27 protein-coding genes, 1 tRNA gene and 1 pseudogene are annotated in these 26,607 nt (G+C 62.6%); 11 read left to right on the top strand and 18 right to left on the bottom strand.

Annotated features, from left to right (window positions below; all coding sequences use genetic code 11):
• A complete protein-coding gene (locus LB520_RS05165) occupies positions 1-255 on the top strand; it encodes a hypothetical protein (RefSeq protein ID WP_224636681.1) in 255 nt (84 codons plus the stop codon).
• Positions 252-1,259 (top strand): annotated as a pseudogene (locus LB520_RS05160) (recombinase family protein); the annotation flags it as partial. The gene LB520_RS05165 and the pseudogene LB520_RS05160, both read left to right, overlap by 4 nt.
• Positions 1,260-1,418: 159 nt before the next feature.
• Here LB520_RS05160 and LB520_RS05155 read toward each other — a convergent pair.
• Positions 1,419-1,598, bottom strand: a complete 180-nt coding sequence (locus tag LB520_RS05155; protein ID WP_224636680.1) for a hypothetical protein — start codon at positions 1,596-1,598, stop codon at positions 1,419-1,421.
• Positions 1,599-1,890: 292 nt separating this feature from the next.
• Positions 1,891-1,967 (bottom strand) — tRNA-Met (locus LB520_RS05150).
• Positions 1,968-2,219: 252 nt separating this feature from the next.
• Here LB520_RS05150 and LB520_RS05145 point away from each other — a divergent pair.
• Positions 2,220-3,185, top strand: coding sequence for a Gfo/Idh/MocA family protein (locus LB520_RS05145; RefSeq protein ID WP_224636679.1), 966 nt, complete (start codon positions 2,220-2,222; stop codon positions 3,183-3,185).
• A gap of 18 nt (positions 3,186-3,203) precedes the next feature.
• Here LB520_RS05145 and mnmA read toward each other — a convergent pair whose 3' ends face one another.
• Positions 3,204-4,394, bottom strand: coding sequence for a tRNA 2-thiouridine(34) synthase MnmA (mnmA, locus tag LB520_RS05140; protein ID WP_224636678.1), 1,191 nt, complete (start codon positions 4,392-4,394; stop codon positions 3,204-3,206).
• A 254-nt stretch (positions 4,395-4,648) separates the two neighbouring features.
• Here mnmA and LB520_RS05135 point away from each other — a divergent pair, with 254 nt between their 5' ends.
• Positions 4,649-4,924, top strand: a complete 276-nt coding sequence (locus LB520_RS05135) for a DUF1153 domain-containing protein (RefSeq protein WP_006203587.1) — start codon at positions 4,649-4,651, stop codon at positions 4,922-4,924.
• A 66-nt stretch (positions 4,925-4,990) separates the two neighbouring features.
• Here the strand turns inward: LB520_RS05135 and LB520_RS05130 are convergent, their stop codons facing one another.
• Positions 4,991-5,917, bottom strand: a complete 927-nt coding sequence (locus LB520_RS05130; protein WP_224636677.1) for an NADP-dependent oxidoreductase — start codon at positions 5,915-5,917, stop codon at positions 4,991-4,993.
• A 92-nt stretch (positions 5,918-6,009) separates the two neighbouring features.
• On the opposite strand from LB520_RS05130, the gene LB520_RS05125 reads away from it, so the two are divergent.
• Complete coding sequence (locus tag LB520_RS05125; protein WP_140838824.1) at positions 6,010-6,411, top strand: winged helix-turn-helix transcriptional regulator; 402 nt, start codon at positions 6,010-6,012, stop codon at positions 6,409-6,411.
• A gap of 82 nt (positions 6,412-6,493) precedes the next feature.
• Here LB520_RS05125 and LB520_RS05120 read toward each other — a convergent pair whose 3' ends face one another.
• Complete coding sequence (locus LB520_RS05120) at positions 6,494-6,871, bottom strand: flagellar export protein FliJ (protein WP_040989842.1); 378 nt, start codon at positions 6,869-6,871, stop codon at positions 6,494-6,496.
• Between the two features lie 449 nt (positions 6,872-7,320).
• Between LB520_RS05120 and ctrA the strand changes: the two genes are divergently transcribed.
• A complete protein-coding gene (gene ctrA, locus LB520_RS05115) occupies positions 7,321-8,016 on the top strand; it encodes a response regulator transcription factor CtrA (RefSeq protein ID WP_006203583.1) in 696 nt (231 codons plus the stop codon).
• Between the two features lie 130 nt (positions 8,017-8,146).
• Here the strand turns inward: ctrA and LB520_RS05110 are convergent, their stop codons facing one another.
• Together LB520_RS05110 and chpT are read right to left on the bottom strand one after the other, a co-directional pair.
• The gene (locus LB520_RS05110) at positions 8,147-8,515 is read right to left on the bottom strand and encodes a response regulator (RefSeq protein WP_224636676.1); all 369 of its coding nucleotides are present in this window, start codon (positions 8,513-8,515) and stop codon (positions 8,147-8,149) included.
• A 222-nt stretch (positions 8,516-8,737) separates the two neighbouring features.
• Positions 8,738-9,367 (bottom strand): histidine phosphotransferase ChpT, encoded by a 630-nt coding sequence (gene chpT / locus LB520_RS05105; RefSeq protein ID WP_095766435.1) that lies wholly within the window; start codon positions 9,365-9,367, stop codon positions 8,738-8,740.
• Between the two features lie 382 nt (positions 9,368-9,749).
• Between chpT and LB520_RS05100 the strand changes: the two genes are divergently transcribed.
• The gene (locus tag LB520_RS05100) at positions 9,750-10,286 is read left to right on the top strand and encodes a DUF1134 domain-containing protein (RefSeq protein ID WP_224514585.1); all 537 of its coding nucleotides are present in this window, start codon (positions 9,750-9,752) and stop codon (positions 10,284-10,286) included.
• A gap of 134 nt (positions 10,287-10,420) precedes the next feature.
• Complete coding sequence (locus LB520_RS05095; RefSeq protein ID WP_224636675.1) at positions 10,421-11,563, top strand: hypothetical protein; 1,143 nt, start codon at positions 10,421-10,423, stop codon at positions 11,561-11,563.
• A 179-nt stretch (positions 11,564-11,742) separates the two neighbouring features.
• Here LB520_RS05095 and LB520_RS05090 read toward each other — a convergent pair whose 3' ends face one another.
• The 6 genes from LB520_RS05090 to LB520_RS05065 form a co-directional block, all read right to left on the bottom strand.
• A complete protein-coding gene (locus tag LB520_RS05090; protein WP_224636674.1) occupies positions 11,743-12,540 on the bottom strand; it encodes a TrmH family RNA methyltransferase in 798 nt (265 codons plus the stop codon).
• Between the two features lie 55 nt (positions 12,541-12,595).
• Positions 12,596-12,934 carry an ArsR/SmtB family transcription factor gene (locus LB520_RS05085; protein ID WP_224636673.1) on the bottom strand — a complete coding sequence of 113 codons (339 nt, stop codon included), beginning with the start codon at positions 12,932-12,934 and terminating at the stop codon, positions 12,596-12,598.
• Positions 12,935-13,092: 158 nt separating this feature from the next.
• A complete protein-coding gene (locus LB520_RS05080; RefSeq protein WP_224636672.1) occupies positions 13,093-13,863 on the bottom strand; it encodes a HugZ family protein in 771 nt (256 codons plus the stop codon).
• Between the two features lie 36 nt (positions 13,864-13,899).
• Positions 13,900-15,087 carry a CaiB/BaiF CoA transferase family protein gene (locus LB520_RS05075; RefSeq protein ID WP_224636671.1) on the bottom strand — a complete coding sequence of 396 codons (1,188 nt, stop codon included), beginning with the start codon at positions 15,085-15,087 and terminating at the stop codon, positions 13,900-13,902.
• A gap of 6 nt (positions 15,088-15,093) precedes the next feature.
• Positions 15,094-15,855, bottom strand: coding sequence for a 3-hydroxyacyl-CoA dehydrogenase (locus tag LB520_RS05070; RefSeq protein WP_224636670.1), 762 nt, complete (start codon positions 15,853-15,855; stop codon positions 15,094-15,096).
• Positions 15,856-15,881: 26 nt separating this feature from the next.
• Entirely contained in the window at positions 15,882-16,487 is a 606-nt protein-coding gene (locus tag LB520_RS05065) for a GNAT family N-acetyltransferase (RefSeq protein ID WP_224626753.1), read from the bottom strand.
• Between the two features lie 326 nt (positions 16,488-16,813).
• On the opposite strand from LB520_RS05065, the gene LB520_RS05060 reads away from it, so the two are divergent.
• Positions 16,814-17,800, top strand: a complete 987-nt coding sequence (locus LB520_RS05060; RefSeq protein WP_224636669.1) for a glutathione S-transferase family protein — start codon at positions 16,814-16,816, stop codon at positions 17,798-17,800.
• Here LB520_RS05060 and LB520_RS05055 read toward each other — a convergent pair whose 3' ends face one another.
• The gene (locus LB520_RS05055; protein ID WP_095766444.1) at positions 17,801-18,304 is read right to left on the bottom strand and encodes an NUDIX domain-containing protein; all 504 of its coding nucleotides are present in this window, start codon (positions 18,302-18,304) and stop codon (positions 17,801-17,803) included.
• Between the two features lie 164 nt (positions 18,305-18,468).
• Between LB520_RS05055 and LB520_RS05050 the strand changes: the two genes are divergently transcribed.
• Complete coding sequence (locus LB520_RS05050; protein ID WP_224636668.1) at positions 18,469-19,404, top strand: metallophosphoesterase family protein; 936 nt, start codon at positions 18,469-18,471, stop codon at positions 19,402-19,404.
• Here LB520_RS05050 and LB520_RS05045 read toward each other — a convergent pair.
• The 4 genes from LB520_RS05045 to leuA all read right to left on the bottom strand — a co-directional run bounded on the left by LB520_RS05045 (position 19,394) and on the right by leuA (position 24,999).
• Positions 19,394-20,011, bottom strand: a complete 618-nt coding sequence (locus LB520_RS05045; protein WP_095766446.1) for a hypothetical protein — start codon at positions 20,009-20,011, stop codon at positions 19,394-19,396. The genes LB520_RS05050 and LB520_RS05045 overlap by 11 nt on opposite strands.
• A gap of 134 nt (positions 20,012-20,145) precedes the next feature.
• Positions 20,146-20,949, bottom strand: coding sequence for an alpha/beta fold hydrolase (locus tag LB520_RS05040; protein WP_224524645.1), 804 nt, complete (start codon positions 20,947-20,949; stop codon positions 20,146-20,148).
• Between the two features lie 205 nt (positions 20,950-21,154).
• Positions 21,155-22,942 carry a tetratricopeptide repeat protein gene (locus LB520_RS05035; RefSeq protein WP_224636667.1) on the bottom strand — a complete coding sequence of 596 codons (1,788 nt, stop codon included), beginning with the start codon at positions 22,940-22,942 and terminating at the stop codon, positions 21,155-21,157.
• Between the two features lie 326 nt (positions 22,943-23,268).
• The gene (leuA, locus tag LB520_RS05030) at positions 23,269-24,999 is read right to left on the bottom strand and encodes a 2-isopropylmalate synthase (protein WP_224636665.1); all 1,731 of its coding nucleotides are present in this window, start codon (positions 24,997-24,999) and stop codon (positions 23,269-23,271) included.
• Between the two features lie 440 nt (positions 25,000-25,439).
• Here leuA and LB520_RS05025 point away from each other — a divergent pair, with 440 nt between their 5' ends.
• Positions 25,440-26,606 (top strand): ATP-grasp domain-containing protein, encoded by a 1,167-nt coding sequence (locus LB520_RS05025; protein ID WP_224636662.1) that lies wholly within the window; start codon positions 25,440-25,442, stop codon positions 26,604-26,606.
• The last annotated feature ends 1 nt before the right edge of the window (position 26,607 follow it).

The following is a 26,607-nucleotide window of genomic DNA, read 5'->3' as shown; positions in this document are numbered from 1 at the left end:
ATGTCTCTTTGCTCGTCGCTGCTCATCGTGATGCTAGCCGTTGTGAAGTCGGCACCAGACACAAGCGATGGTTCTTCTCACCCCGAGGCTGCCTCTTCGATGGGGCCGGACGAGCTTCGCAAAGCCATGCTTGAATTTGTAGAAGCACTTGCTGTTGCGGACGCCAGGCGCGATCATCTCATCGCCGCCAGCTTTGCAATTGACCGCAACTCTGTGCTTGATTCAAAGAACGTCCAGAAGGCTCCGAAGGTATGAAGCGAGCCGCTATATACGCTCGTTTTTCGACCGAGCTCCAAAATGAGAGATCTACCGCAGATCAAATTGCTCTGTGCCGCGCTTATGCGGTCCGCAGCGGGCTCGATATCGTTGCCGTATATGAGGACAAAGCGCGCTCAGGGGCTTCGGTGTTCGGTCGCGACGGGCTCATGAACTTGATGGAGGCCGCACAGCACTCCGTGTTCGATACGATTGTTGTGGAAGCACTTGATCGCCTGTCGCGCGACATGGCGGATCTCGCGGGTCTTCACAAACGGTTTTCATTTCTCGGTATCGAAATTCAAGCTGTTCATGACGGCATCGCGGATGCGGTCCTTATTGGTATTCGTGGCCTCGTCGGTCAGATGCAAAGAGAGGATGGGGCCAAGAAGGTGCGGAGGGGCATGGCTGGCGTCGTCCGTGACGGACGTCATGCCGGAGGCCGTGCTTACGGCTATCGACATGTCCTGGGTCGTCCTGGCGAACTGGAGATCGTGGAACAAGAGGCAGAAGTTGTCCGGCGAATTTTTGCCGCTTATGCGGCCGGTCGAACTCCACGAGACCTAGCGGGTGATCTCAACCGGGATGGAATAGCCCCACCGCGAGGAGTTCGGTGGAACGGTTCCACCATCAATGGAAATGCGCAACGTGGGGTAGGACTGCTCTTCAACGAGCTCTATGTGGGTAGGATCGTCTGGAACAAGGTCCGGATGCTAAAAAACCCTGATACTGGCAAACGGGTCTCCAGGCCAAATCCGCAAGACCAATGGCAGACAAACGAAGTTCCGCATTTGCGCATTGTCGATGACGAAGTCTGGCGCAGCGCACAAGCACTCAAAGCGGCGAGGTTGAAAGCGTCGTCTCATATTAAGCGTCGCCCAGCGCATCTTTTATCCGGCCTACTCCGCTGCGGCGTTTGCGGTTCGGGCATGTCGGTTCACGATCGGGATAAGACAGGCAAGACGCGCGTCCGGTGCTCGGCAGTTCGCGAAAGCGGGAGTTGTTCCAACCGACGCATTATCTACCTGCCGGAGATCGAAAGGGCGGTCCTTGATGGTATGCGCGAGCAGTTGAAAGCGACGGAACTGATCGAGGCATACATCCGGAAATATAACCAGGAGCGCCGCGAATTGGCGGCCCAGGCGAATTCGACGCGCATAGCCTTAGAAGGCAAGCGCGATCGGGCAGAAGGCGAGCTTCAGCGCACAATCGACCTCGTGATCAGAAACGTTATTGCTGAAGAGGATGCCAAAGAGCGGATAGCACAACTCAAGACGCAGCTTTCTGTGATCGAGGCGCAATTCTGCGGTCTCGATGAGCCCCCATCGATTGTGGTACTCCATCCGGCTGCCTTGCAGCGGTATACCGAAACCGTCGATGGTCTTTCAAAAGCGTTGGCGGGTCACGCGACTGCTCTAGATGACCGCGGCCCACTCACTCAAAACTTCCGTGAGCTTGTTCACAGCGTCACCGTGCATCCAAAACCTGCACGCAAAGGCTTCGAAATAGAGGTCAAGGGCAAACTTGCCGCTCTCATTGGCGGAGCCGCATTCCCCACCTCACGGCATGCTGGAAAGCCCGCTCGGTTGAGCGGCCGCTGTGGGGCGGCCGTTGCACACGATAGTGGGTTTGAAGTGGTAGCGGGAGAGGGACTTGAACCCCCGACCCCAGGATTATGATTCCCGTGCTCTAACCAACTGAGCTACCCCGCCAGGGTGGCAAATGGCCCGAAAAACCGTCCTGGACGGACGGGTTGTTTCAAGGCGTTCGCCAAGGTCGCGCGGATATAAGGTTGGGAGGGTGGGCCTGTCAAGCTTCGAAGCGGCCGACATGTGGGCATAATCCGGCCGTCATGATCTCATCCCAGAAAAGCTTTGCCGGACAGACACTCAGGGCCTGCCCCGGGGTTGAGTTCGGCGGGGCACGTCGTTATGTCTCGGCCAAGAAATTCTAGAGTTGAGCGAATGAAGCCGCGCATCGCCGTCCTCGGTTGCGGATACTGGGGCAGCAACCATATCCGCACCCTCAAGGCGCTTGGCGCGCTCCATGCCGTTTCCGACGCCAACCGCGCCCGCGCCGAAGGTTTCGCCAGCGAGCAGGATTGCCTGGCAATCGAGCCGGACAGGCTGTTCGAGCGCAACGATATCGACGCCATCGTCATGGCGCTGCCGCCGCAATTCCATGCCGACACCGCGGTGCGGGCCGTCGAAAGCGGCAAGGATGTGCTGGTGGAAAAGCCGATCGCGCTGACGGTCGCCGACGCCGAGCGCGCGGTGAAGGCGGCAAAGGACAATGGCCGCATCTTCATGGTCGGCCATGTGTTGCGCTTTCATCCCGCATTCGAGACGCTCAAGGCGCTGATCGACAATGGCGAGCTCGGCGAGGTGCGCTACATCCATTCGCACCGGCTCGGCCTCGGCAAGTTTCATACCGAGAACGACGCTCTCTGGGACCTTGCGCCGCACGATTTGTCGATGATCCTCGCCATCACCGGCACCGAGCCGATCGAAGTGAGGGGCGAGGGGGCAGCACTTCTCGACAATCTCAGCGACTTCGCGCATCTGCATATGCGCTTCCCGAACGGATTGCGCAGCCATCTCTTCGCCTCGCGACTCAATCCCTATCGCGAGCGGCGGCTGACGGTCGTCGGCACCAAGGCGATGGCGGTGTTCGACGACGTCGAGCCCTGGGAGCGCAAGCTTGCCGTCTACCGCCACGCAGTATGGCAGGACAGCGGCCAGTGGGCCTTCACCGCCAACGAACCTGCCTATGTGGCCGTCGGCGAGGGCATGCCGCTGACTCGCGAGCTTGCCCATTTCGTGCAATGCATCGAGACGCGCGCCGAACCGCGCACCGACGGCGAGGAAGCGATAAGGGTGCTGCGCATCCTGACCGCCGGCACAGTGATCCACACCGGCTCGTCTGCATAAAGCAATCAGATCGAGAATTTACTCAGCGGGAATCTGCGCCGGCCTGTCCGCCAGCCGGGACAGCATGGCCTCGGCCTCGGCGCCGCGCTCGGAGCGCTCGATGAAGCCGCCGCCGAAGACGCGCGCCTCATTGCCGTCGTCGGAATAGAGCACGCAGGCCTGCCCCGGCGCGATGCCCGACTCGCCGTCGGCCAGCTCGACAGAGGTCACGCCGTCGCGGTGATGCAGCACGGCCGGACGCGGCGGCCTGGTCGAGCGGACCTTGGCGAAGAGCTCGATCCCGCCGGCCGGAACATCCGACAACAGTCCGTCGCCCAGCCAGTTCATGTTGCGCAGATAGATCTTGTGCGTCTCCAGCGCTTCGCGCGGGCCGACGATGACGCGCGCGCGGTCGGCGTCAAGATGGACAACATAGAGCGGCTCGCCAGAGGCGATGCCGATGCCGCGGCGCTGGCCGATCGTGTAGCGCAGGATGCCTTCATGGCGGCCGAGCACGCGGCCGTCGATATGGACGATGTCGCCGGGATTGGCGGCGGCCGGCCTCAGCCTGGCGATGATGTCGGAATACTTGCCCTGCGGCACGAAGCAGATGTCCTGGCTGTCCTGCTTGGCGGCGACGGTCAGGCCCATTTCCTCGGCAATGGCGCGGACCTGCGGCTTCGACAGGCCGCCGAGCGGAAAGCGCAGATAATCGATCTGCGCCTGCGTGGTGGCAAACAGGAAATAGCTCTGGTCGCGATCGGCGTCGACCGGCCGGTAAAGCGCACGATGCGCTCCATTGGAGCGCGAACGAATGTAATGGCCGGTGGCCAAGGCGTCGGCGCCGAGATCCTGAGCGGTCGCCAAAAGATCGGCAAACTTCACAGTCTGGTTGCAGGACACGCAAGGGATGGGGGTCTCGCCGGCGACATAGCTTTCGGCAAAGGGATCGATGACCGCTTTGCGGAAACGTTCCTCGTAGTCGAGCACGTAATGCGGGATGCCGAGCGTCTCCGAGACGCGACGCGCGTCATCAATATCCTGTCCGGCACAGCAGGAGCCGGCACGATGGGTGGCCGCGCCGTGGTCGTAAAGCTGCAGCGTCACACCGACGACATCATAGCCTTCGCGCTTGAGGATGCCGGCAACCACCGAGGAATCGACACCACCCGACATCGCGACGACGACGCGGGTTTCTTCGGGGCGGCGAGGGAGATCGAGGCTGTTCATGATGCTTTCACTGTGCGGCGCTCAATGCCAATGGCCGGAATATAGGTCAAGCGCCACGCATGCGCCAGCTTGCGGCCAAGACGAGTTCACCGGCAAAAATCAAGGCCCGGAGGCCGGTGTTTCAAATTCTAAACGAAATCCTAACCGGGCGTTCACGATCCTTACTTAGTCATTAGGGTTCGCTTAGGCAATTTTTAAAGCTGTGACGGTACTGTGGCGGGGATTGGGTCTTTGAGTTTTTAGTAGAGAGTACGATGACCGATCTGGTTAGACCTAGAGTCAAGTATGTTATTGGGCCCGACGGCAGCCCTCTTACGATCGCCGATCTGCCGCCGACGAACACGCGGCGCTGGGTTATCCGGCGCAAGGCGGAAGTGGTCGCCGCTGTACGCGGCGGCCTGCTCAGCCTTGAGGAAGCCTGCCAGCGCTACAAGCTCACCACCGAAGAATTTCTCTCCTGGCAGGCATCGATCGACGAATACGGCCTTGCCGGGCTGCGCACCACGCGAATCCAGCAATACCGGCATTAAGCTGCCGGCCGAAAACGTGCAAGGGCGCGGGACTCCGCGCCCTTCGCTTTTGCGGCGGCCTTCCATTCAAACTGTCAGCACGACCTTTCCGATGGGGCGGGTCGCGAGAAAGGCATGGGCGGCCGCCGCCTGGTCGAGCGGGAAAGCTTTCGCCACATGCGGCATCAGCTTTTTGGCCCCGACCAGCCTGGCGAGTTCGGCGAGCCCCTCGCGATCAGGCACCACAGACATGCGTTCAACGCGGATGTTCCGCTCCTTGGCCTTCGCCCTGGTGGCGTCGTGAACGTCGAGCAGCGACACCAGAACGCCGCCGTCACGCAGCACTTCCAGCGACTTGTCGGCGTGGTCGCCGCCGATCGGGTCCAGCACCAGATCGACATTGCCGACCTTCCCGGTGAAATCGTCCCTGGTGTAGTCGATCACCTCGTCGGCGCCGATCGAGCGGACATAGTCGGTTTTGTCCGGACTGGCGGTCGATGCCACCCAGGCGCCGCGCGCCTTGGCGATCTGCACCGCCAGATGGCCGACGCCGCCGGCGACGGCGTGAACCAGCACCCGTTGGCCCGCTTGCAGGCCGCCATGGCGGACGAGGCCTTGCCAGGCCGTCAGCCCGGCCAGCGGCAATGCAGCCGCATGGGCATGGTCGATGGCGGCAGGTTTGGCGACGATCTCGTCCACCGGCGCCGCGGCGAGCTCGGCATAGGCGCCGGCCTGTTTGGGGAAGCGCGGCATGCCGAACACCTCGTCGCCGAGTTTAAAGGCGGTCACGCCGTCTCCGAGCGCCGCGACGGTCCCGGAAATGTCCCAGCCGAGGATGAAAGGCGGTTCGCCGAGCAGCGGGTAGAACCCGCCGCGCACGGCGCCGTCGACCGGGTTGAGGCCCGCCGCCTTGACGCGGACGAGCACTTCACCGGGGCCGGGCTTGGGGTCGGGCTGCTCGGCCACGAAAAGGACCTCGGGTCCGCCGACGGAAGTCTGGATAACGGCACGCATGAACGCCTCCTGTTCGAGTGAATGTGCCCGCTATCATTTGGATAGTAGTATTCGATTGTCGAGTATGTACCTTTTGTATATATAGGCACCTCATGGATAGCGAAGACAGATCTCCCTTCGGCTACGACGCGTTCCGGCGCTCCTGCCCATCGCATACCGTGCTCGAGATGCTCGCAAGCAAATGGGTTTATCTCACCGTCTGCGCGCTGCGGAGCGGCCGGCTGCGCAATGGCGAGCTGGCGCGCAAGCTGGAGGGCATCACGCCCAAAATGCTGACTCAGACGCTGCGCGTGCTGGAGCGCGACGGCCTCGTGCGGCGCGAGGTGTTCGCGGTGATCCCGCCGCGCGTGGAGTACGAACTGACGGAGCTTGGGCGGAACCTTGCGGGATTGCTCAGCCAGATACGCTCCTGGGCGGAAGAGCATGCATCCGAAATCAAGGATGCCCGAACCCGGGCATCGGCCGATCACGGCGAGAAGGCCGCTATGCCGTGAAGACGGCGAGGACGATTTTTGGCGATTGCCAGCTCTGAGGATGCCGGCAGGTCTCCGGCATGGCCGCGATTATGCCCGGCGATCAGCCGATCATGGCGCTGCGGCCGCCCGTTTCGGCCTCGCGGATCTTGGTGTCGCGCGATTCCAGCATCTCTGCCTTGGACAGCTCCGCTTCAGCTTCGCCGAGTAATGATTCGGCGGTGCTTCGCTGCTGGGCGAGGTCACTTTGTGAATTCCTGAGGTTGTCGCGGCGCAAGCGGGCCGCCTTGGCGAAGGTCGGATAGGCGAAATGGTTGATGTCGGTGATGCCGGCTTTTTTCTCTTCGGCGATGATCTGCGCCTCCAGCTCGACGGCCATGCGCTCGAACTCGGCGATCATCATGTCCAGCTGCAAGAGCTGCCGCCGCTTCTCATTCACCTGAAACTGTTTCAGTCGAACGAGGTTTTCACGTGACTTCATGACTCGATACTCCGCAAACGCACACCTGCAATACCGTCCAGTCCGCCCGGAAAGACCTAAGCGCCGCCCGTTTCCCCCGGCTTTCCCTGGGCTATAGGAAACAAAGCCCTAAAGATTTTCGCCGGCGGTAACCATTCGTTTACGGGCATTGTTAATCATACGGGCGAGGACTTAAGGCCGGGTAAAAATTCCGGCGGCGGCGGGAAGCCCGGGCCAGCGAGTCCCTGGAGTCACTTAGGCTGATTTTTTAATGTGGTGCATTAGCGGTTTTGGTCTGTGATTCGTTATTAGATTCAAGTGGGTGTAGAAAGGGGTTAAAAAATCTGGTATCGTGGATGGCACGAAATTAGGATTTGTTAACCAGTCGGTGGCACCTTCTGTTCAGGCAATCACTGCTCCGGGTCCCGGACGGGTCGTGACACGGTCCGGCAGCAGAAAAGGGGAATGAAATGCGTGTTCTGCTGATTGAAGATGACAGTGCAACCGCACAGAGCATCGAACTGATGCTGAAATCGGAGAGCTTCAACGTCTATACGACCGATCTCGGCGAAGAAGGTGTCGATCTCGGCAAGCTCTACGACTACGACATCATCCTTCTGGACCTCAATCTCCCTGATATGTCGGGCTATGAAGTCCTGCGCACGTTGCGCCTTTCCAAGGTCAAGACGCCGATCCTGATCCTCTCCGGCATGGCCGGCATCGAGGACAAGGTGCGCGGCCTGGGCTTCGGCGCCGACGACTATATGACCAAGCCCTTCCATAAGGACGAGCTGGTGGCGCGCATCCACGCGATCGTGCGCCGCTCCAAGGGGCACGCCCAGTCGGTCATCACCACCGGCGACCTTGTGGTCAATCTCGACGCCAAGACGGTCGAGGTCGGCGGTCAGCGCGTGCACCTGACCGGCAAGGAATATCAGATGCTGGAGCTGCTCTCGCTGCGCAAGGGCACTACGCTCACCAAGGAAATGTTCCTCAACCATCTCTATGGCGGTATGGACGAGCCGGAGCTGAAGATCATCGACGTCTTCATCTGCAAGCTGCGCAAGAAACTCGACGCGGCGTCCGGCGGTCAGAACTACATCGAAACGGTGTGGGGCCGCGGCTATGTACTGCGCGAGCCGGAAGATATTCGCGTCAGCGCATAAGCGATCCCAGCGATTCGAACGAAAAACCCGGCTCAGGCCGGGTTTTTGCTTGAGCGCATAAGCGATCCAGGTGATTCGAACGAAAAACCCAGCTCAGGCCGGGTTTTTGCTTGAAAGCGGTTCCGGCGAATCAGGCGGCTATCTTCAGGACGCGAAAGCTTTCGAGCAGTTGCGCACGGTTGAAGGGCTTCAGCAGATAGCCTTGGGCGCCGGCGCGCTTGGCGCGCATGATCGCCGCGACGTCGACCTCGACCAGCGAGATCAGGATCTGCGGCTTGTTGGGCGCTTCGATAGCACGGATGCGGCGAATAAGGTCCACGGCCGGGACGTCGGCAAGACCACCGTCGATGACGATAACATCGGGCATGTCGCCGGCGCAAATGTCGGTCGCCTCGACTCCGGTCGAGGCCTCGACGACAATCATATCCGAGCCGCCAAGAATGCGTTTTGCGACCTTCCTGATGACGCTCGAATCATCGACGAACAGGCAGCGCTTCATGTCCGGGTCCTCTTTGCCATCTGCCGAACCGCAATCTCGGGGTGGCCGCAAACCACCATAGGCCAATCTGGTAAAGAAGCCGAAAAGCCGTTAGGTAAAGTTTTTCCAAACACGGTATCGGGCGGCCTTGGCCCCGCAGCGCGATTACATAGATCGCGGCTGGCATTGCTCAATCTGCGCCGCCAGCAAAAATATCAGCAACAAAAGATACTTCGGTTTTTCTTAGGCTGCCGTCAGCACGATCTCCTCGGCGGTCGCGTGGATCGAGATCGTCATATTGGCCTCGCGCGCCAGAAGCAGCGTATAATAGGGCTGGACCGAATGGGCGTCGATCGGCTCCTCCGGCTTGTGGCCGGAATGCAGCTCGAGGAATTTCGGCGGCACGCGCAGCATCGGGCCACTGGCCGACAGCGAAAAACGCGGCTCGGTTTCGAGACTTTCCAGCGTGACCACCAACTTGCCGCCCCGCGGTATGGCTGCGTTGGCGACGAGAATGAGGTTGAGCAGCAGCTTGACCTTGTTCTTAGGAAGCAGCGCACGGGGGCCGTTCCACAGCAGTTCCGGCTTTTCGTTCTTCAAGAAGGCGATGGCCACGGCCTCGGCATCGCCCGTGTCGATCATCATGCCGGCGGAACCCGCGGCGCCGAAGGCGATGCGGGCAAACTGCAATCGCGCCGAAGCGTTCTTGGCGCTCTGGCGAATAAGTTTCATGGCGTCTTCGTCGGCGCCGCCTTCGTCGAGCAGCTCGAGGCCGTTGTTGATTGCGCCGACCGGCGAAATGATGTCGTGGCAGACACGGCTGCAAAGCAGCGCGGCGAGATCTGGCGCGGAAAGGGTGAAAAGCTCGGCCATCGGCGAAATCCCTGCTTAAATCATTTGTTCATGGCCGAGCGACGGTTTCGCGCCTGCCCACACGAATCACGCTCTTTTCCAAGGCTTTCTGAATACACAGGGCCCGAGCGCGCATCAACAAATCCAAAATCATCGACGGCGAAAATGGTGTGTTTCGCGGGGGAAACCCGCCGCAGCGGCAAAAGCGCAGCCTTCGAACCGCCATCTTCGTGTGGGAGCTTAATGGTTGAAAAAGGATTACGGCATAATTTGCCCGTGATAGCCACCCCGAACGGCCGGCAAGAGCCGCAGGGGTGCGAGGCGTCGGCGAAAGTGCTCCCTGACGGAGATTGGAAGCATGTTTTCCCGATACTACGACCGGACGTTCGTCCGCGTCCTCACCATGACCATCACACTCCTGGCGGCTTTGGTCCTTTCGACCTCGGCGTCGCGGGCTCAGCAGTACACCGCTCAGGAAATCGTCGATTCCGGTCATAAATTCTTCGGCGAGACATCCGGCGGCCTGGCCACCGTCGTCGAGAAGATCTTCGCCTCCTACGGCCTGCCCAATGGCTACCTGCTCGGCGAGGAAGGATCCGGCGCCCTGATCGGCGGCCTGACCTATGGCGAGGGGACGCTCTACACCAAGAACGCCGGCGACCATAAGGTGTTCTGGCAAGGCCCTTCGCTCGGCTGGGATTTTGGCGGCGAGGGGTCCCGGGTGATGATGCTGGTCTATAACCTCGACGACATCAGCAGCCTTTATAACCGCTTCGGCGGCGTCGCCGGCTCCGCCTATGTCATCGCCGGCGTCGGCTTCAACGTGCTGCAGAGCAACCGGGTGCTGCTCGTGCCGATCCGCACCGGCGTCGGTGCCCGTCTCGGAGTCAATCTCGGCTATCTAAAGCTCACCGAAAGGCCGACCTGGAACCCGTTCTGATCGGATTGCGCTCGCTACGATCGCTCGGACAGTGCTGATCGCGCCGCGGCAAGCTCTTGCCGCCGCGTTGAATTTCCGCCATGCCAAGCTGGCACGATCCAGCGATTGCCGCGCCGTAAAGTGGATAGCACGCCTTGGTCCAGTCGGTTCTGTTCTTCGTACTCGGTTTCCTTTGCGCCGTTTTTCTGGCGTCGCTGGTCGCGCCGGCGGTCTGGCGGCGGGCCGTTGTCCTGACGCGCAGGCGCCTCGAGGCTTCGCTGCCGCTGACACCAGCCGAAATCCAGGCGGATAAGGACCGGGTGCGGGCGGAATATGCCATGACGACGCGCCGGCTGGAGATAACCGTCAAGAACCTTCAGGAAAGGGTCGCTGAGCAACTGGTGGAGATCGGCCGCGCGAACGAGGCTTTGAAGGGGCTCGCGGTTGAAAGAAAGGACAAGAATCAGGCGCTTTCCGACCTGCAGGCCAAGAATGCGGAGCTCAGGCAGCGCGAGGAAGAGTTGCACCGCTTGGCGGAGAAGCACGCGCAGACGGAGCGGGCGTTGGAGAAGCGCGCGCTGGAGCTGCAGAAGCTCGAGCAGATGTATGACGACGCCAGCTTCTCGTCCTCGAACCGGCAGATCGAGCTGGTTGCCCGCGAATCGGAGCTGGAAAAGCTGGCCAGTGACATCGCGTTGCTCAAAGGCCAGCGCAGGGAGGCGGACCGACGCAATCAGGAGGTCGCGTCGGAGAGCAAGGCCGCACGCGAAGCATTGAAGGCGGAGAAGAAGAAAACGGCCGAGCTCGACAAGAAGGTGGAGCGGCTGCTGGCGACGCTTGCCGACCGCGAGGAAAAGCTCGACCGCCGCGAGAAGGATCTCGCCCGAATGCGCGAACGTTCGAAGGAGAGCGCTGCAAACGGCGTTGCGCGGCTGGCTGCCGGAACGGACACGAAAGGCGACGATGTCGATAAGGCAATCGCCAGGCTCGAGGGCGATCGGGAACGGCTGGAGGCGAGGCTGACGGCGCTGGCGCGCGAGAACAAGCGGCTGAAGACCGATCTTGCCGCCGCCACGGGGGCGGCAATGCCCGAATCGGCGGGCGACGCACGCTCCGGCGCCGGCCTCCGCGAACAAATGAACGAGCTGGCAGCCGAGGTGGTCAATCTGACGATGAAGCTCGACGGGCCGGATTCGCCTATCGCCAAGGCGCTGGCGGGCGAGGGGCAGCAAAATGGGCGCGGCGTCAGCCTTGCCGATCGCGTGAGGGCTTTGCAGAAGGCCGGCCCGTCCAACTGAGGTGTGTTGGTATTCAGGTGAGGCCGGCCTGCAAGTGGCGGCTTCCTGCGCTTCCGGTGCTCACGTACTTAAGTACGCTCCGCTCCGGTTCTCGGAAGCCACCATTTTCGACTCGGCCTGACCTGAATCTCAACACACCTCAAAGCGTTGCAGCTGTTCGGGCTCCCAGGTCGGGACCGCTAGCGGTTTGAAAAGTGATGCAGGGCTATTGCCGACGCGGCGGCGACGTTCAGGCTGTCGAAACCTTCCGCCATGCCGATCCGCACCGTGTGCAACCGGGCAAGCAGGTCTTGCGGCAGGCCTTCGCCTTCGGTGCCGAGATAGAGCGCCAGCCTGGCCGAATGTTGCACGGCCCGGATGTCGGTGGTGCCGCTTGGCGATAGTGCGAACTGGGCGAAGCCAAGCCGATCGAGCGTCGCGGTGAAGCTTCCGGTGTCGCCGAATGACGCGAAGGGAACCTTCAGCGCCGCACCGACCGAAACACGGATTGCCTTGCGGTAGAGCGGATCGCAGCACGTCTGGTCGAGCAGCACCGCGTCGGCGCCGAAGGCCGCCGCATTGCGGAAGATCGCGCCCATATTATCGTGATTGGATATGCCGACCAGGACGACGGCCAAGGCACGCCGGGGCAAGGTTTCCACCAGGGTCTCAGCGGGCGCCGGATCGCCGCGCAAGCCGATCGCCAGGATGCCGCGGTGCATGTGGAAGCCGGCGATCCGGTCCATGACCTCACCGGCGGCGACATGGACCGGAAACCCCGGGGGCGCCTTGCGCAAGATGTCCTGCACGCCAGCCAGCCTGTTTTCGAGGATGAGGGCAGACTCGGCGGCGAAGCGTCCGCTCGACAGAAGAAGGTCCAGCACGACCTTGCCTTCGGCGACGAAGCGGCAATGCCGGCCGACGAGGTCGCGCTCGCGGATGTCGAGATAGGCGGCGACGCGCGGGTCCCGAGGATCATCGATGGAGATGAGGTTCATGCAAATCTCGCCGGCAAAAATTGCCAGCGAGATAAGGGGTTTTGGATGGCGCGGGTCAAGCCCCGGCGCGGCGCAACCGATAGGCCATCTGTGAAAGGTCGCCGTCGCCGAAAATGCCTTCCAGCATGCGCAGCAATTCGCGCACCGCCTCGGATTTGCAGGAATAGTAAATCATCTGGCGGTCGCGCCGGGTCTCGACGAGATCGAGCGCCCTCAGCTTGGCGAGATGCTGTGACAGCGCGGACTGGCTGAGTTGCACCTTCTCGGCGATGGCGCCGACCGGCATTTCATCGTCGATCAGGTGAGCCATGATCAGCAAGCGCTTTTCGTTGCCCATGAGCGTGAGAAAGGCGGCCGCCGATTCCGCATTGGCGATTAGCTTATTTGAGATCATAGATCCCCCAAGGGTCCTGGCTCATCCAGACGCCAGGGGGCAATGGCGCCTGATTCCACGATGTTCAGATGTCGCTAGGCGCTGCTGAATCAGCGCCACTACAAAGGTAGATCATTTCATCTAAATCTCAAGCGTTGCTTTTGCCGGCGCGCGATCAACTATCGCTCTTGCTCGGCCGCGCGTCCCGCCTTGGCCATCTCGACAAGCACCGAACGCAATTCGCGCGCGCTTTGCAAAGGCCGGGGAAAGAAAACCCTGCAGGTCGCATCGGGGGCCGCGAGATCCATGCCATCGGGGTCGAAACCGGTGACGATCCAGCCGCCGTCTTCGGCGCGGCCGAAATGACGGGCGTAAAGGGCAAGCGCGTCGCGATGGTCGGTATTCATGTGATCGAGTGCGGCCTGCTCGCTGCCGGCGAACTCCTCGATAAGGGCGGGATCGGTGATGAAATCATCACGGTCGAGAAGAAAGGCCTTGCCGAAGCCGCCATTCAGGCTGGCGCGCTCGGGCTCGAGCCGGAAGAACGAGAAGTCGCCGAGCCCGGCATAGAGCTTCGCCTTCGGATTGCGGTTGAGATAGCGGCGTTCGGCTCGGATCTGATCGGCAGATCCCCGCTCCAGCCGCAGGGCCCGGCATGCCAGGCTGATGCGCGGATGCGCCAGCGGATCGCCCTTGCCGGGTTCGCCAAGCAGCAGCGAACAGCGCGGATCCGCGAGCAACGCACCGGTGTGGGCGGACAGCATCGAGATCAGGATCAGGGGCGCGCCGTCGATGTCGGTGGCGACGCCAACCCTGCTTGCCAGCGGCGCGCCGGTGCCGGGCTCGATCGCCGCGAGCGCGCCGAAACGTGCTGCGCGGATCAGGGTTTTTGCGAGCCTGATCGCCTCGGCGTCGGTCTCGCGAATGACGTCCTTTTTCGGTTCGGTCACAGGTTCACCCGAGATAAGTTGATTTCTGTTCTCCGGTTATCGGCCGAGTACACCCGCCTTTGCAAGGGCAGCGATCTCGTCTTCGCTCAAGCCGAAACGGCTCAATATGTCCGCAGGCTCGCGATCGGCGACGTCCGGCGCCGCGGCAAGCGTCTGCGGGTTTTGCGAGAAACGCGGCGCCGGCGCCGGGCGGTCGAGCTCGCCGGACTTCACAAAGCTTTTCCTGGCGCGGCTGTGCGGATGGTTCCTGGCTTCGACCAGGGACAGCACGGGCGCCACGCAAGCGTCGGTCACGGCGAAAAGCGTGGCCCATTCGTCGCGCGTCTTCTCCTTGATCCGGCCGGAAATGGCGGCGCGCATCGCGGGCCACGACGACTTGTCGAACTGGCTGCCGACAAAATGCTCGTCGAGCGGCAGCAGCCTGGCGAATTCGGCGAAGAAGCGCGGCTCGAGGCAGCCGACGGCAATGTGCCTTGCGTCAGCCGTCTCATATGTATCGTAGAAAGGCGCGCCGGAATCGAGCAGGTTGTCGCCGCGCCTGTCGCTCCAGAGACCCGCCGCCATGTAGGCGTGGATGGGTGCGGCGAGCATCGAGGCTCCCTCGATCATCGAGGCATCGACCACCTGGCCCTTTCCGCTGCGCGAGCGCTGGAAAAGAGCGGCGAGCACGCCGGCGATCAGCATCATGGCGCCGCCGCCTTGATCCGCGACGAGGTTGAGCGGTGGCACCGGCGGCGCGTCCTGCCTGCCGATCGCATGCAAGAGGCCCGCATAGGCGAGATAGGTGATGTCGTGCCCGGCTCGCCCGGACAGCGGCCCGTCCTGTCCGAATCCGGTCAAGCGGCCATAGATCAGCGCCGGATTGCGCTGCAGAACGGCATCCGGCCCGAGGCCGAGCCGTTCCATCACGCCGGGGCGAAAGCCTTCGACAAGCACGTCGGCCCCTGCCGCAAGGCGCAGCAGCAGGTCGGCCCCCATCGGGCTCTTCAGGTCGAGCTTGAGGATGGAACGGCCGTGGCGGTCGAGATCGTATTGTTCGGGCAGGCTCAGAAGCGGCTGGCCGGCATCGGCGCGTTCGATGCGCAGCACCTCGGCGCCCATTTCGGACAGCATCAGGGCGGCAAGCGGCACCGGGCCAAGCCCGGCCATCTCGATCACTTTCAGGCCGGCGAGCGGCCCGGTCTTTCCGGTGGTAGCACCGGCGCCTGTCGGCGAGCCAGACATCCCCGCTTATTTCGGCGCCATGCGGATAGCGCCGTCGAGGCGGATGGTCTCGCCGTTCAGCATCTGGTTCTCGACGATGTGGAGCGCAAGCGACGCATATTCGGACGGCTCGCCGAGCCGCGGCGGGAAGGGCACGGAAGCGCCGAGCGAATCCTGCACTTCCTGCGGCATGCCGGCCATCATCGGCGTCTTGAAGATGCCGGGCGCGATGGTGCAGACGCGAATGCCGGATCGCGCCAGGTCGCGGGCCACAGGCAGCGTCATGCCGACGACGCCGCCCTTGGAGGCCGCATAGGCGGCCTGCCCGATCTGGCCGTCATAGGCGGCGACGGAGGCGGTGTTGACGATGACGCCGCGCTCGCCGCCGGCGAGCGGTTCGAGTTTCGCCGCCCGGTCGGCAACGAGGCGGATCATGTTGAAGGTGCCGATGAGGTTGATTTCGATCACCTTGCGATACTGGTCGAGCGGATGCGGTCCATCCTTGCCGATCGTCTTCATGCCGATGGCAATGCCGGCGCAATTGACCAGGATGCGCGGCTGCCCAAGCTTTTCAGCCACTTCGGCGATCGCGGCCGTGGCGCTGTCGCCACTGCCGACATCGCATTGGACGGCAACGCCGCCGATCTCGGCCGCGACTTTCGCCGCGCGCTCGATGCCCACGTCGAGGATGGCGACGCGGGCGCCCCTGGCCGCCAAGGCGCGCGCCGTCGCCTCGCCAAGGCCCGACCCGCCGCCGGTGACGATCGCGATCTGGCCGTTCGGGTTCATGCAGGCCTCCCAGCGACCGGATTATGCTACGAAGCGCGCAAAGGAGGCGCAACAGCAACAGGCGGGTCGACAGATGCCTGCCCGGTAGCGGCCGACCGCGCCAGGGCCGGGACAAGTTCCGCAACCCTCGTCATGTTGGCGTGACAGACATCGCCGGCAAAGCGGGCGACCGCCCCCGGCTTGATCTCGTGATACAGCAGCCGGTCGAGATCGACCGGGCGCGGCATGGTGATCTGTCCGCGCGGGAAGCGCTTGAAGCCAAGCGGTCCATAATATGGTTCGTCACCAACCAGAATGACGGCAGGCGCACCGGCCTTCCTGGCCGCCTCCAGCGCGATCGCGACCAGCTTGCGGCCGATGCCGAGATTCTTGTAGGCGGGGCGCACCGCAAGCGGGCCGAGCATCATAGCGCGTCCGGCGCCCGCTGCCACGCGCGTCATACGCACCGAAGCGATGACCGTGCCGTCCTTGACGGCGACGAAGGACATCGAGCGGTCATGTCCTCCCGACTCGCGGATCTTGTAGGCGGCAAGCACGAAACGACCCGGACCGAAGGCCTCGTCGTTGATGGCTTCGATTTCAGGGTCATGCGCCGGAGTCTCCGGCAGGTATTTCACGTCGGCAAGGCTCATGGTCTTTGCGTTCCGGTATCGAGGAAGGTTTGCTGCAAAGCGGCAGCGTTCGCCAGTCAACGCTTCTTAAGCGCGGGCGCCCTTTCGTCGTCGGTCAAACCGGATCGAGGCAAAGTCGAACATGGGCGCCTCCGCTAGCATCAATTTTGGGCCGCTGCAATCGGTGCTTTCAGGCTTTCTTTGCGTCCATGACGAACTTATCCGTCCCCGGAGCGGTTGGTCATTTGACGAACTGGTTCGTCGTTTGACGAACTGTTCATCCGCTGAGGGCTTCGCCAGCCCGGTCATCAACCTAGATAATATCGAGCCGCAGGGAGATTTTTCGCATGGGATTGCTGATTGAAGGCAGATGGCAGGATCGCACGCCCAACACCGACAGCGGCGGCCGGTTCGTGCGAACGGAATCGCAATGGCGCGACTGGATCACGCGCGACGGCGCGCCGGCGCAAGGGCGCACGCGCGGCTTCAAGGCGGAACCTGGCCGTTATCACCTCTATGTGTCGCTCGCCTGCCCATGGGCGCATCGCACACTGATCTTTCGCGTCCTGAAGAAGCTGGAGGGCATCATCTCCGTCTCCGTGGTGCACCATTTCATGGGGGAGAACGGATGGACCTTCAAAGCTGAGGACGGCGCCACGGGCGACACGCTCTACGGCCTCGATTTTCTGCACCAGGTCTATGCCAAGGCCGATCCGGCATATTCAGGCCGCGTGACGGTGCCGGTGCTGTGGGACAAAAGGCAAGAGACCATCGTCAACAATGAGTCCTCCGAGATCATCCGCATGCTCAATTCCGCCTTCGACGAATGGGGCGACGCCGGTCTCGACTTCTATCCGGCGGCGCTACGCGCGGAGATCGACAGGATCAATGCGCTGGTCTATCCGGCAATCAACAACGGCGTCTATCGCGCCGGCTTCGCCACCACGCAGAAAGCCTATGAGGAAGCGTTCGGCGAATTGTTCTTAGCGCTTGATACGATCGAAGAGCGGCTTTCGCAGCAGCGCTTTCTGACCGGCGAACGCATCACCGAGGCCGACTGGCGGCTGTTCACGACGCTGGTTCGTTTCGATCCGGTCTATGTCGGCCACTTCAAATGCAACCTGCGCCGCATCGCCGACTATCCGAACCTGTCGAACTATTTGCGCGATCTCTATCAGGTGCCCGGCGTCGCGGGCACGGTCAGCCTGCATCACATCAAGGCGCATTATTACGGCAGCCACAGATCGATCAACCCGACGGGGATCATTCCGGCAGGGCCGGAGCTTGATTATGCCGCGCCGCATGACCGGAACAGGTTCAGGAAGGCGGCTTGATTACCAGTAAGCCGAGTTACGCTCGCCGCCAAAAATCTCCGCTATCCGCTGCAGCGTCGCCGGCGTCGTGCCCTCCGGCAGGCGGTCGAGCGGAAAGAAACCCGCTTCGGCGATCTCATGGTCAGGCAGTTTCGGCGCCGTCTGGTAGAAGGCTTCGATCAGATAAAGGCCGACATGGTCGCGCTTGCTGGGGCGATGGTTGAAATGCATCGACTTCAGCACCGGCGGCGCAGTCAGAGCGATGTTGCCTTCCTCGGCCAGTTCGCGCGCCAGCGCTTCCTCAAGGGTCTCGCCCACCTCGACCCCGCCGCCCGGCAATTGCCAACCGGGAACATAGGTGTGGCGGATCAGGAAGACTGAGTTGGAGGCACGGTCATAGACCAGCCCGCGCACGCCAAGCGTCATCGGGCGGCGCAGCAGGAAGTAGAAATGGAACAGCCTTGCCCGCAACCCCGGCCAGCCGGTCTGGCGGAATGCCGCGTCAGGATCGGCCGGGCGGTTCATTCAACGATCCCGAAGCAGATGGGTTGCCCCACGAACATCTGCCTGGCTTTCCTTGTTTTTCGCAGGTTCTGGCCCCAAAACCGTGGGACACTTTTGCGGAACTTGCTTGGGCGAACAGCAAACGGTGAGTGGAAAGCCTCGTCGGCGTCGCTTAAGAAGGGGCCATGTTCAGGCTCGCGCATATTTCCGATGCTCATCTGGGACCGCTGCCCGATGTAACCTATCGCGACCTCGCCTCCAAGCGCGTGCTGGGCTACGTCAACTGGCAGCGCAATCGCCGCCGCCATATGCATGACTCGGTGATCGACACCATCGTCGCCGACATCAAGGCCGGCGCGCCCGATCACCTGGCCGTCACGGGCGACCTCGTCAACCTGGCGCTCGATGGCGAGATCGAGATGGCCAAGCACTGGCTGGAGACGCTTGGATCGCCGCATGACGTTTCCGTGGTCCCCGGCAATCACGACGCCTATGTGCCGGGCGCCTTCGACAAGGTCTGCCGGTCGTGGGCTCCCTGGATGACGGGCGACGGCGTCAATAGCCCGGTCGACCGCAATTCCTTTCCGTATCTGCGTGTGCGCGGCAATGTCGCGCTGATCGGCGTCACCACGGCGCGCGCCACCGCGCCCTTCATGGCCAACGGCTTCTTCATGGAAGGGCAGGCCGAGCGGCTCGCCAAGATCCTCGACGATGCCGCGGAGCAAGGGCTGTTCCGCGCCATCATGATCCACCACCCTCCGGTGCGCGGTGCCGTCCCGCAGCATAAGCGGCTGTTCGGCATCGCTCGCTTTCACAAGGTCATTCGCCGTCATGGCGCTGAACTCGTCCTGCACGGGCATTCGCATCTGCCGTCACTGTTCACCATCGGCGCACGGGGCGCCAAGGTGCCCGTGGTCGGGGTTGCCGCCGCGGGCCAGGCGCCCGGCGGCAAACACCCGCCGGCGCAATACAACATCTTCGAAATCGACGGTGAAAAGGGCGACTGGCGTCTTCGCCTGATCCGGCGCGGCCTGACGGGACCAGCCCTGCCGCCTGCCGACCTGCAGGCCATCGACCTCGATGTGCCCGCCGGCACGGCGCGCCAGCTCGTCAGAAGCTGATCTTCATCTGCATGATGCGGTCCCAAAACAACGCCAGCGAAACCGCCAGGCCGACAAGGGCGCCTGCGGCGATCAGGCCGAGGCCGGCGAAGAAGGTCGTCCAGCCATTGCGGCCGCTTTCGGATCGGATGGGCGGCTCCGCTTCCTGGACCACGGGGCGATGCAGGCCGCGAACGGCGCTCTCCACGCTCCCTTCCATCATCCGCTGCCGCTCGACGACACGCTCGGCCACGTAGCGCATCACCGCATCGGCAACGGCTTTCATCTCGGTCGATTCGGCCAGCACCACGCGGCCGACGCGCGTATCCCTTAGGAAGCGATAGGTGCGGCGGTCGCGTCCCATGGCGACATGGCTCACCGCATCGATCCATAGCCGCGGCTGCAGGCCGGACGAGACGGCGAAGTCGAAGCTGTCCATGTCGGCCGGGACATCGGCAAAGACCGGGGCAAGCTCGCTCGCCAGAAGATCGAGTCGCATGCGGTGCGCCTCGCGCATGTCGACGACCACGTCATCGCGGTCGGCAAAGGCGTTCTTGACGTCGCGTACGGCATCGGCGAGCTTTCGCGACGGTTCGATCGGGGTGATTTTGTCGCCTGCATCCGTCATGGCGGCTGCCTCACTGTTGGTTAACAGCGAGTTACCACAGTCGCCGGCAAAATGCACTGCCGACGACGAACCGCGCGACTGCCGCGGTCCGGCGAAAGCGGGTTAGGGATGTTTCGAGATCGGTCCGGGAGCGATCAACCCGCCGAAGCGTCCAGCGGTGGACGCAACCATCTGCCGCGCCGCCGCACGTTGCGACGCACGATTTCGGCAATCAGGTCAGGAGCTTCCTCGACCAGCATGTGACCTGCGTCAAGGACATGATGCAGATGGAAATGCGACGGCAGCGCCTCGGCCTGCTCGACCGGCAGCAGCGGATCCTCCGCTCCCCAAACGACCATGACCGGCATGTCGAGCGTATCCAACTGCGCGCGGGGGATGATCCCTTGCCGGTCATCCCTCGTCATCGCGGCCGCCATATCGATCAGGGTCTGCAACTGGCCCGGTCGGGTGCGCATCCGGCAGAGTGCATCCACCACGTGATCGGGCGGCACGCTTCGCGGACCCGACATGGCGGCAAGGCTGGCGCGGACCTGGTTGCTGCCGGCCGCGGCGGCGTAGCGGCGCAGCAAGTCGGCGTTGATTTCCGGGCCAAAACCGCCGGGCGCCAACAGCGTAAGCGAGGCCACCCTGTCGGGGTCGGCAAGCGCCATCGATGTGGCGACCGCGCCGCCCATTGAGTGACCGACGAGATGGACCTTACCCAACCGGCGGGCGGCCAGATCGGCGAGGATGGCTCGCGCGGCTGGCTTGGCGCCGCCCAGGCCTTCGCTTTCCAGGGACTGTCCATGGCCCGGCAGATCATAGGCCAACACTCTCGCCCGCGCCGCCAGCGAGGCCGCGACGTCACGCCAGATCTCACCACAGGCTCCGAAGCCGTGCAGAAGCACGATCGTCCTCGGACGGGCGCCGCTTTCGACCGCATAAGGGAATGGACGCATGAAAAAATGGGGCGGTGAACAAGGCAGGAGCTTCAAATTGTGGCTGAATTGCTCCCGAACCGGATTGATGGCCAGTAAAATTTTCGCGACCGCAGCGCCCCGTCAGGCGCTCGATGCGCAAGAATGTCCTAATATATGCCGGATCACAGCGTCATACTTTGGTGCTCCGGCATTCGTGTGGCCCAGATGAGTATGGAGAGTTGGATTAGCTCGGGTTGCCGATCCCAGCGGCCCGCAAGGATTGAACCAGCCGATCGGTGAGATCCGGGGGGTATTTGCGATCGACGAATGTCGCGCGCGGGTCGGCGGCGAACTTCGGGAATTGCGCGGTGAGCTCGTTGGCAAGCTCGCCCGCCAGCTTGTCGCGTCCCGAAATCCTGGCGCCGATCAGGCGCGCGGCCAGGTAATGCGACTTTGATGCCGTCGTGCGCAGCGACTCGCTGGCGAGCGCGGCCTTTTTCATATCGCCCTGCATGAAGGCTCCGACGAAAAGGCCATAATCCCACCAGGTTGGATGGCCGCTGAAGGCTTCGACCGCGTGGTCCAGGATCGGCGTTCCCTCATCATATTTGCCGGCGAAGATCAGGCCGTAGCCATAGGCGGCGGCCATGCCGAGGTCGTACGGGTTGAGTTCGTAAGCCTTTCGCATTAATCGGATCGCTTCGTCCGTGTTGCCGAGACGCGAGTTGAGGTAGCCAAAGGCGCGATGCGCATGCGGGCTCATCGGCCCCATCTGGACGGCGCGGTGGGCAAGCGACATGGCCTTTTCGAGCGTCGCTTCCGGTGGATAGGCATAGTGCGCGGTGACGGCTTCCACATGAAGCGCGGCCAGCTCCGCGTAGACAAGCGACGATTTGGTGCCTTCGCTGACCAGCTTCTCCAGGCAGCGATACGCAATTTCGTGCGTCTGGGCGCTCATGTCGAGATAATAGCGGTCGTCGAGCACCAGGCACCCGATCTGGCTGGTCCGGATGTCGCTCTGATCGATGTAGCTGTAGATAGCGCCCGAAGCGGGAACGGTCGAGGTGAGAAGGCTGGCGACGTTGCCTTCAACCGCGCCAGGGGCGCTCTCGGCCGATGTAAGGTTGCGCGACAGGAGAACCCGCCCGGTCGCGACGCTCTGCAACTCCACCGTGACGTCGCCGGCAGCAGGCCCGGGAACGATTTCGAAAACGAAACTGATCGGATCGGCGGACCGATCACGCGTCGAATCCGCATCGCGCCCGATGAAATCGATGGTGTCGAAACCCGCGAGCCCGGCGCGCAGCGACGACGCGACACGAGCCGCCTCCGCTCCATCGGCTTTGACGGCGATGTAGATCAGCGGCAGGGAGTCGAATCGGGACTGGGCGGTGCCGGCCAGGCGCGCCGTTTCGGCTGTCGCGGCAGTGTCGCCGCCGTTGAGGAAGGCATTGCCTTGACGCACGATGAGCACGCCGAGCATGACAATGACCAGAGCCATGGCAGCCCAGAAGAACCGCAATTGCCGCGTGAGCGACTGGGCGGGTGCTGCCGGCGCCATCAGCGCTGCAGGTTCGCCCGCGGCAGAGGCGTCGAGATGTTCGGTTGCGGCCTGAGCGGCTTCGGCCAAAGCGTCGGACCGCTGCGCGACGGTTTTGGAGGCGGACCTGGCGTCGCCGGGCAGGCGGATCGCATTCGGCTCGTAGGACGGGACATAACCGCCGCGCGGGATCGCGATGCGCACCGGCTCGGCGACACCTTCATTGGCGAAATACTGCTCCAGAAGTTCGCGCAGACGACCGGCCTGAACCCTGACCACGGCATCGGTGGAGGCGTCGAAATCGCCGTCCTTGCCGAAGACGTCCATGGCGATTGAAACGCCTTTCAGCCTGTCCGCCTCGCCGGCCTGCTCGCGTTCGACCAGATAGCGTAATAGCCTGCGGGCACGCTCGGATCGGCCGAACGTTTCGCTGGCAAGCAGTCGCTCCAATGTCTCGCGCACTGCGGGGGCGGCAGGCGGGGCATGCTCCAAGTGTCGAACCTTTCGAAGTCGGCACAGGTTAGGGAGCGATAATATAGCGCTCGCGCCGGCGCACAAGGATGCTTCTATTATGTGATCGCGTAAGCCACCGGAAATTCCTCCGGCGGTTAACGAATGGCAGATTCGCGTCCGCGTCTGCAGCGTGGCGCAGGCTGGAATGCGCCAGCTCCATCGCTGAATCAGATCATCCGGCTTGAGCGGTTCACCGTTTCACGAAACGGTGAACCGCTCAATTTTTTGTTTGACCGCAATTCCGGACGGAAGGCTACGGCGAAACCGCCGAGCCTAACCGCCTCACACTTTTCCTGGAATTTGCTCTAGCCGCCGATGATCCGGTTGGCGGCCGAAACTACGGCCTCCAGCGAGGCGGCGACGATGTTGGTGTTGATGCCGGCGCCGAACAGCTTGCCGCCCGGATACTCCATCTCGACATAGGAGATCGCCGAGGCGTTGGAGCCGCGCTGCAAGGAATGCTCGGAATAGTCGAGCACCGACATGTCGACGCCGACATGGCGCGAGAGCGCATCGACAAAGCCGTCGATCGGGCCGGTGCCCGAGCCGGTGATGGTCACTTCCTTGCCATTGTCGAGAATATCCGCTTCGACCATGCGCCGGCCCTTCACCTCGGTGTCCGGATAGGTGCGATGGTCGAGGAACTTCAGCCGCGCGCCGGGCTGGTCGACATAGGTTTCGAGGAAGCGTTCGTGGATGCGCCTGGCTGGCACTTCCTTGCCTTCCGCATCGGTGATCGCCTGGATCGCCTGGCTGAACTCGATCTGCAGATTGCGCGGCAAGTTGAGGCCGTAATCTGCCTGCAGCACGTATGCGATGCCGCCTTTGCCGGACTGCGAGTTGATGCGGATGATCGCCTCGTAGGTGCGGCCGACATCGGCCGGATCAATCGGCAGATAGGGCACTTCCCAGATTGGGGTGTTGGCCTTCTTCAGAGCTTTCATGCCCTTGTTGATGGCGTCCTGGTGCGAGCCGGAGAAAGCCGTGTAGACCAGCTCGCCGACATAAGGGTGACGTTCCGGGATCTTCAGCTGGTTCGAATATTCGTAGACGTCCTTCATCCGGTTGATGTCGGAGCAGTCGAGCTCCGGATCGACGCCCTGGGTGAACATGTTGAGCGCCAGCGTGACGATATCGACATTGCCGGTGCGTTCGCCATTGCCGAACAGCGTGCCTTCGACGCGGTCGGCGCCAGCCATCAGGCCGAGCTCGGTGGTGGCGATGCCGGTGCCGCGGTCGTTGTGCGGATGCAGCGAGACGATCAGGTTCTCTCTGGCATCGAGGTTGCGGCACATCCATTCGATGCGATCTGCATAGACGTTGGGCGTCGACATCTCGACCGTCGACGGCAGGTTGATGATCAGCTTGTTGTCGGCCGTCGGCTTCACGATCTCGGTGACGGCGTTGCAGATCTCCAGCGCGACTTCGAGCTCGGTGCCGGTGAAGCTCTCCGGTGAATACTCGAAGCGGTAGCCGCCGCCGGCCTTGGCGGCCATGTCGGTGATCATCTTGGCGGCGTCGGTGGCGATGCGCTTGATGCCGGCGACATCCTTTTCGAAGACGACGCGGCGCTGCAGCTCGCTGGTCGAATTGTAGAAATGCACGATCGGGCGGTGTGCGCCCTTGAGCGCCTCGAAGGTCCGCGTGATCAACTCGGGCCGGCACTGCACCAGCACCTGGAGCGAGACGTCGGCGGGGACGCCGCCTTCCTCGATGCACCAGCGGGCAAAGTCGAAATCCGTCTGCGAAGCCGAGGGGAAGCCGATTTCGATTTCCTTGAAGCCCATGTCGAGGAGCAGCGCGAACATGCGCGCCTTGCGCTCATGACCCATCGGGTCGATCAGCGCCTGGTTGCCGTCGCGCAGGTCGACCGAGCACCAGATCGGCGCCTTGTCGATGGTCTTGTTCGGCCAGGTGCGGTCGGTCAGGCCGACCGTCGGGTAGGATTGGTATTTGCGTGCTGCATCCGGCATGTGGCCGGCCGCGCGCTTCCGGCTTTCAGCCTCGCCGGCGCGGATTTCTTCTCGTGCGTTCATCGTCGTTTCTCCCGGCGGCCCGCATGCCCGCTTCAGGCGGATGGGTGGCGAGCGTCGCCTCTACCAAAAATTCGTTCGCTTGATGTGACTTTGCCAAAGTCTGGCCAAGGAGCATGCGCCTTGAGCGGCGGTTTCGACCGCCGGGCGCTCCTTCAGCGAACCCGGCGATCGCCGATAAGGCCGAGAAGAAGCAGGGTCGAGGCGAGCGCGCGCGCGGTCTCGCCGGCAAAGCCGGTGCGAGAGGAGGCGACGGAGCGGACGCGCGTGGTCATGCCGGCTCTCTTACAGGAGCGGCCCGTCGGAGGCAAGCGGGACGCATGAATGAACGCCCTTGCCTAATATCGCCGCCGGTGCGGACAGTCTTCCCCGCGCCTCGCAAATGCGCCAGACTTGGTTTCGAAGGCTTGGCACCGAGCGAAGCTCCGGGGAGGAGTTCGTCCATGAATTTCGTGTTCTTCTCGCCGCACTTCCCGGCCAACGGCACCGATTTTTGCGACCGGCTGAAAAAGGCGGGCGCCACCGTGCTCGGCATCGGCGATGCGCCTTACGAAACCTTGAACGCCAAGCTCAAGGCGGCGCTTTCGGAATATTACCGCGTCGCCGACATGGAAGATTATGACGCCGTTTTGCGGGCGATGGGGCACTTCATCCATAAATGGGGCCGCATCGATCGCTTCGAGTCCCTCAACGAGCATTGGCTCGAACTCGAAGCCAACATCCGCACCGATTTCAACATCTTCGGCACCAAGCTCGACTTCGTGAAGAATTTGAAGCGGAAAAGCCGTATGCGCGCTTTCTTCCGCAAGAGCGGCGTGGAGACCATCCCGCAGCGCAAATGCTCCGACCGCGCCGGCGCCATGACCTTCATCCGCCGCGTCGGCTTTCCGGTGGTGGTCAAGCCGGATTCGGGCTCCGGGGCTTCCAACACTTTCAAGATCTCCAACGCCAAGGAGCTCGACCAGTTCTTCAAGGACAAGCCGGAGGGTGTCACCTTCGTCATGGAGCAGTTCATCGAGGGGCTGGTCGTGACCTTCGACGGGCTCGTCAACCGCGACGGCGAGGTGGTGCTGGCGGCCAGCCACCGTTACGATCAGAGCATCATGGAGGCGGTCAACAAGGATCGCCATATGAGCTACACCTGCTTTCCCGAGATCAGCCCGGAAGTCGAGGAGGCGGGCCGCAAGATCCTCAAGGCGTTCGACGTACGCGAGCGCTTCTTCCATATCGAGCTGTTCGAAACCAGCGACAAGCGCGTCATCGCGCTCGAGGTCAACATGCGGCCGCCCGGCGCCTGGATGACCGACGCCATCAACTACACATTCGACATCGACGTCTATGCCGCCTGGGCCGACATGGTGGTCAAGGATGCCGCCGGCGGCCCTTACAAGGGCAAGTATTTCACCGCCTATGCCAGCCGCAAACGCCACATCGACTATTTGCACAGCCATGCGAACGTGCTAGCCGCCCACGGCGACAAGATCGTCCATCATCAGGCCATCGAAGAGGTCTTCAGCCGCGCCATGGGCAATTATGCCTACCAGATGCGTTCGAAGGATCCGAAGGCGCTGCGCCAGGCGGTCGACTACATCCACGCGGAAAAGGCCTGAG

The organism is Mesorhizobium sp. CA12, from assembly GCF_020165255.1.
Lineage (GTDB): Bacteria > Pseudomonadota > Alphaproteobacteria > Rhizobiales > Rhizobiaceae > Mesorhizobium.
The sequence above is the reverse complement of the archived record's forward strand: the minus strand, read 5'-3'. Positions and strand labels throughout refer to the sequence as shown.

What these genes read in the sequence shown, in the direction of transcription:
- LB520_RS05165 (WP_224636681.1), top strand. Translation starts at nt 1, where the DNA reads ATGTCTCTTTGCTCGTCGCTGCTCATCGTGATGCTAGCCGTTGTGAAG.
- LB520_RS05155 (WP_224636680.1), bottom strand. Translation starts at nt 1,598, where the DNA reads ATGGAGTACCACAATCGATGGGGGCTCATCGAGACCGCAGAATTGCGC.
- LB520_RS05145 (WP_224636679.1), top strand. Translation starts at nt 2,220, where the DNA reads ATGAAGCCGCGCATCGCCGTCCTCGGTTGCGGATACTGGGGCAGCAAC.
- mnmA (WP_224636678.1), bottom strand. Translation starts at nt 4,394, where the DNA reads ATGAACAGCCTCGATCTCCCTCGCCGCCCCGAAGAAACCCGCGTCGTC.
- LB520_RS05135 (WP_006203587.1), top strand. Translation starts at nt 4,649, where the DNA reads ATGACCGATCTGGTTAGACCTAGAGTCAAGTATGTTATTGGGCCCGAC.
- LB520_RS05130 (WP_224636677.1), bottom strand. Translation starts at nt 5,917, where the DNA reads ATGCGTGCCGTTATCCAGACTTCCGTCGGCGGACCCGAGGTCCTTTTC.
- LB520_RS05125 (WP_140838824.1), top strand. Translation starts at nt 6,010, where the DNA reads ATGGATAGCGAAGACAGATCTCCCTTCGGCTACGACGCGTTCCGGCGC.
- LB520_RS05120 (WP_040989842.1), bottom strand. Translation starts at nt 6,871, where the DNA reads ATGAAGTCACGTGAAAACCTCGTTCGACTGAAACAGTTTCAGGTGAAT.
- ctrA (WP_006203583.1), top strand. Translation starts at nt 7,321, where the DNA reads ATGCGTGTTCTGCTGATTGAAGATGACAGTGCAACCGCACAGAGCATC.
- LB520_RS05110 (WP_224636676.1), bottom strand. Translation starts at nt 8,515, where the DNA reads ATGAAGCGCTGCCTGTTCGTCGATGATTCGAGCGTCATCAGGAAGGTC.
- chpT (WP_095766435.1), bottom strand. Translation starts at nt 9,367, where the DNA reads ATGGCCGAGCTTTTCACCCTTTCCGCGCCAGATCTCGCCGCGCTGCTT.
- LB520_RS05100 (WP_224514585.1), top strand. Translation starts at nt 9,750, where the DNA reads ATGACCATCACACTCCTGGCGGCTTTGGTCCTTTCGACCTCGGCGTCG.
- LB520_RS05090 (WP_224636674.1), bottom strand. Translation starts at nt 12,540, where the DNA reads ATGAACCTCATCTCCATCGATGATCCTCGGGACCCGCGCGTCGCCGCC.
- LB520_RS05085 (WP_224636673.1), bottom strand. Translation starts at nt 12,934, where the DNA reads ATGATCTCAAATAAGCTAATCGCCAATGCGGAATCGGCGGCCGCCTTT.
- LB520_RS05075 (WP_224636671.1), bottom strand. Translation starts at nt 15,087, where the DNA reads ATGTCTGGCTCGCCGACAGGCGCCGGTGCTACCACCGGAAAGACCGGG.
- LB520_RS05070 (WP_224636670.1), bottom strand. Translation starts at nt 15,855, where the DNA reads ATGAACCCGAACGGCCAGATCGCGATCGTCACCGGCGGCGGGTCGGGC.
- LB520_RS05065 (WP_224626753.1), bottom strand. Translation starts at nt 16,487, where the DNA reads ATGAGCCTTGCCGACGTGAAATACCTGCCGGAGACTCCGGCGCATGAC.
- LB520_RS05060 (WP_224636669.1), top strand. Translation starts at nt 16,814, where the DNA reads ATGGGATTGCTGATTGAAGGCAGATGGCAGGATCGCACGCCCAACACC.
- LB520_RS05055 (WP_095766444.1), bottom strand. Translation starts at nt 18,304, where the DNA reads ATGAACCGCCCGGCCGATCCTGACGCGGCATTCCGCCAGACCGGCTGG.
- LB520_RS05050 (WP_224636668.1), top strand. Translation starts at nt 18,469, where the DNA reads ATGTTCAGGCTCGCGCATATTTCCGATGCTCATCTGGGACCGCTGCCC.
- LB520_RS05045 (WP_095766446.1), bottom strand. Translation starts at nt 20,011, where the DNA reads ATGACGGATGCAGGCGACAAAATCACCCCGATCGAACCGTCGCGAAAG.
- LB520_RS05040 (WP_224524645.1), bottom strand. Translation starts at nt 20,949, where the DNA reads ATGCGTCCATTCCCTTATGCGGTCGAAAGCGGCGCCCGTCCGAGGACG.
- leuA (WP_224636665.1), bottom strand. Translation starts at nt 24,999, where the DNA reads ATGAACGCACGAGAAGAAATCCGCGCCGGCGAGGCTGAAAGCCGGAAG.
- LB520_RS05025 (WP_224636662.1), top strand. Translation starts at nt 25,440, where the DNA reads ATGAATTTCGTGTTCTTCTCGCCGCACTTCCCGGCCAACGGCACCGAT.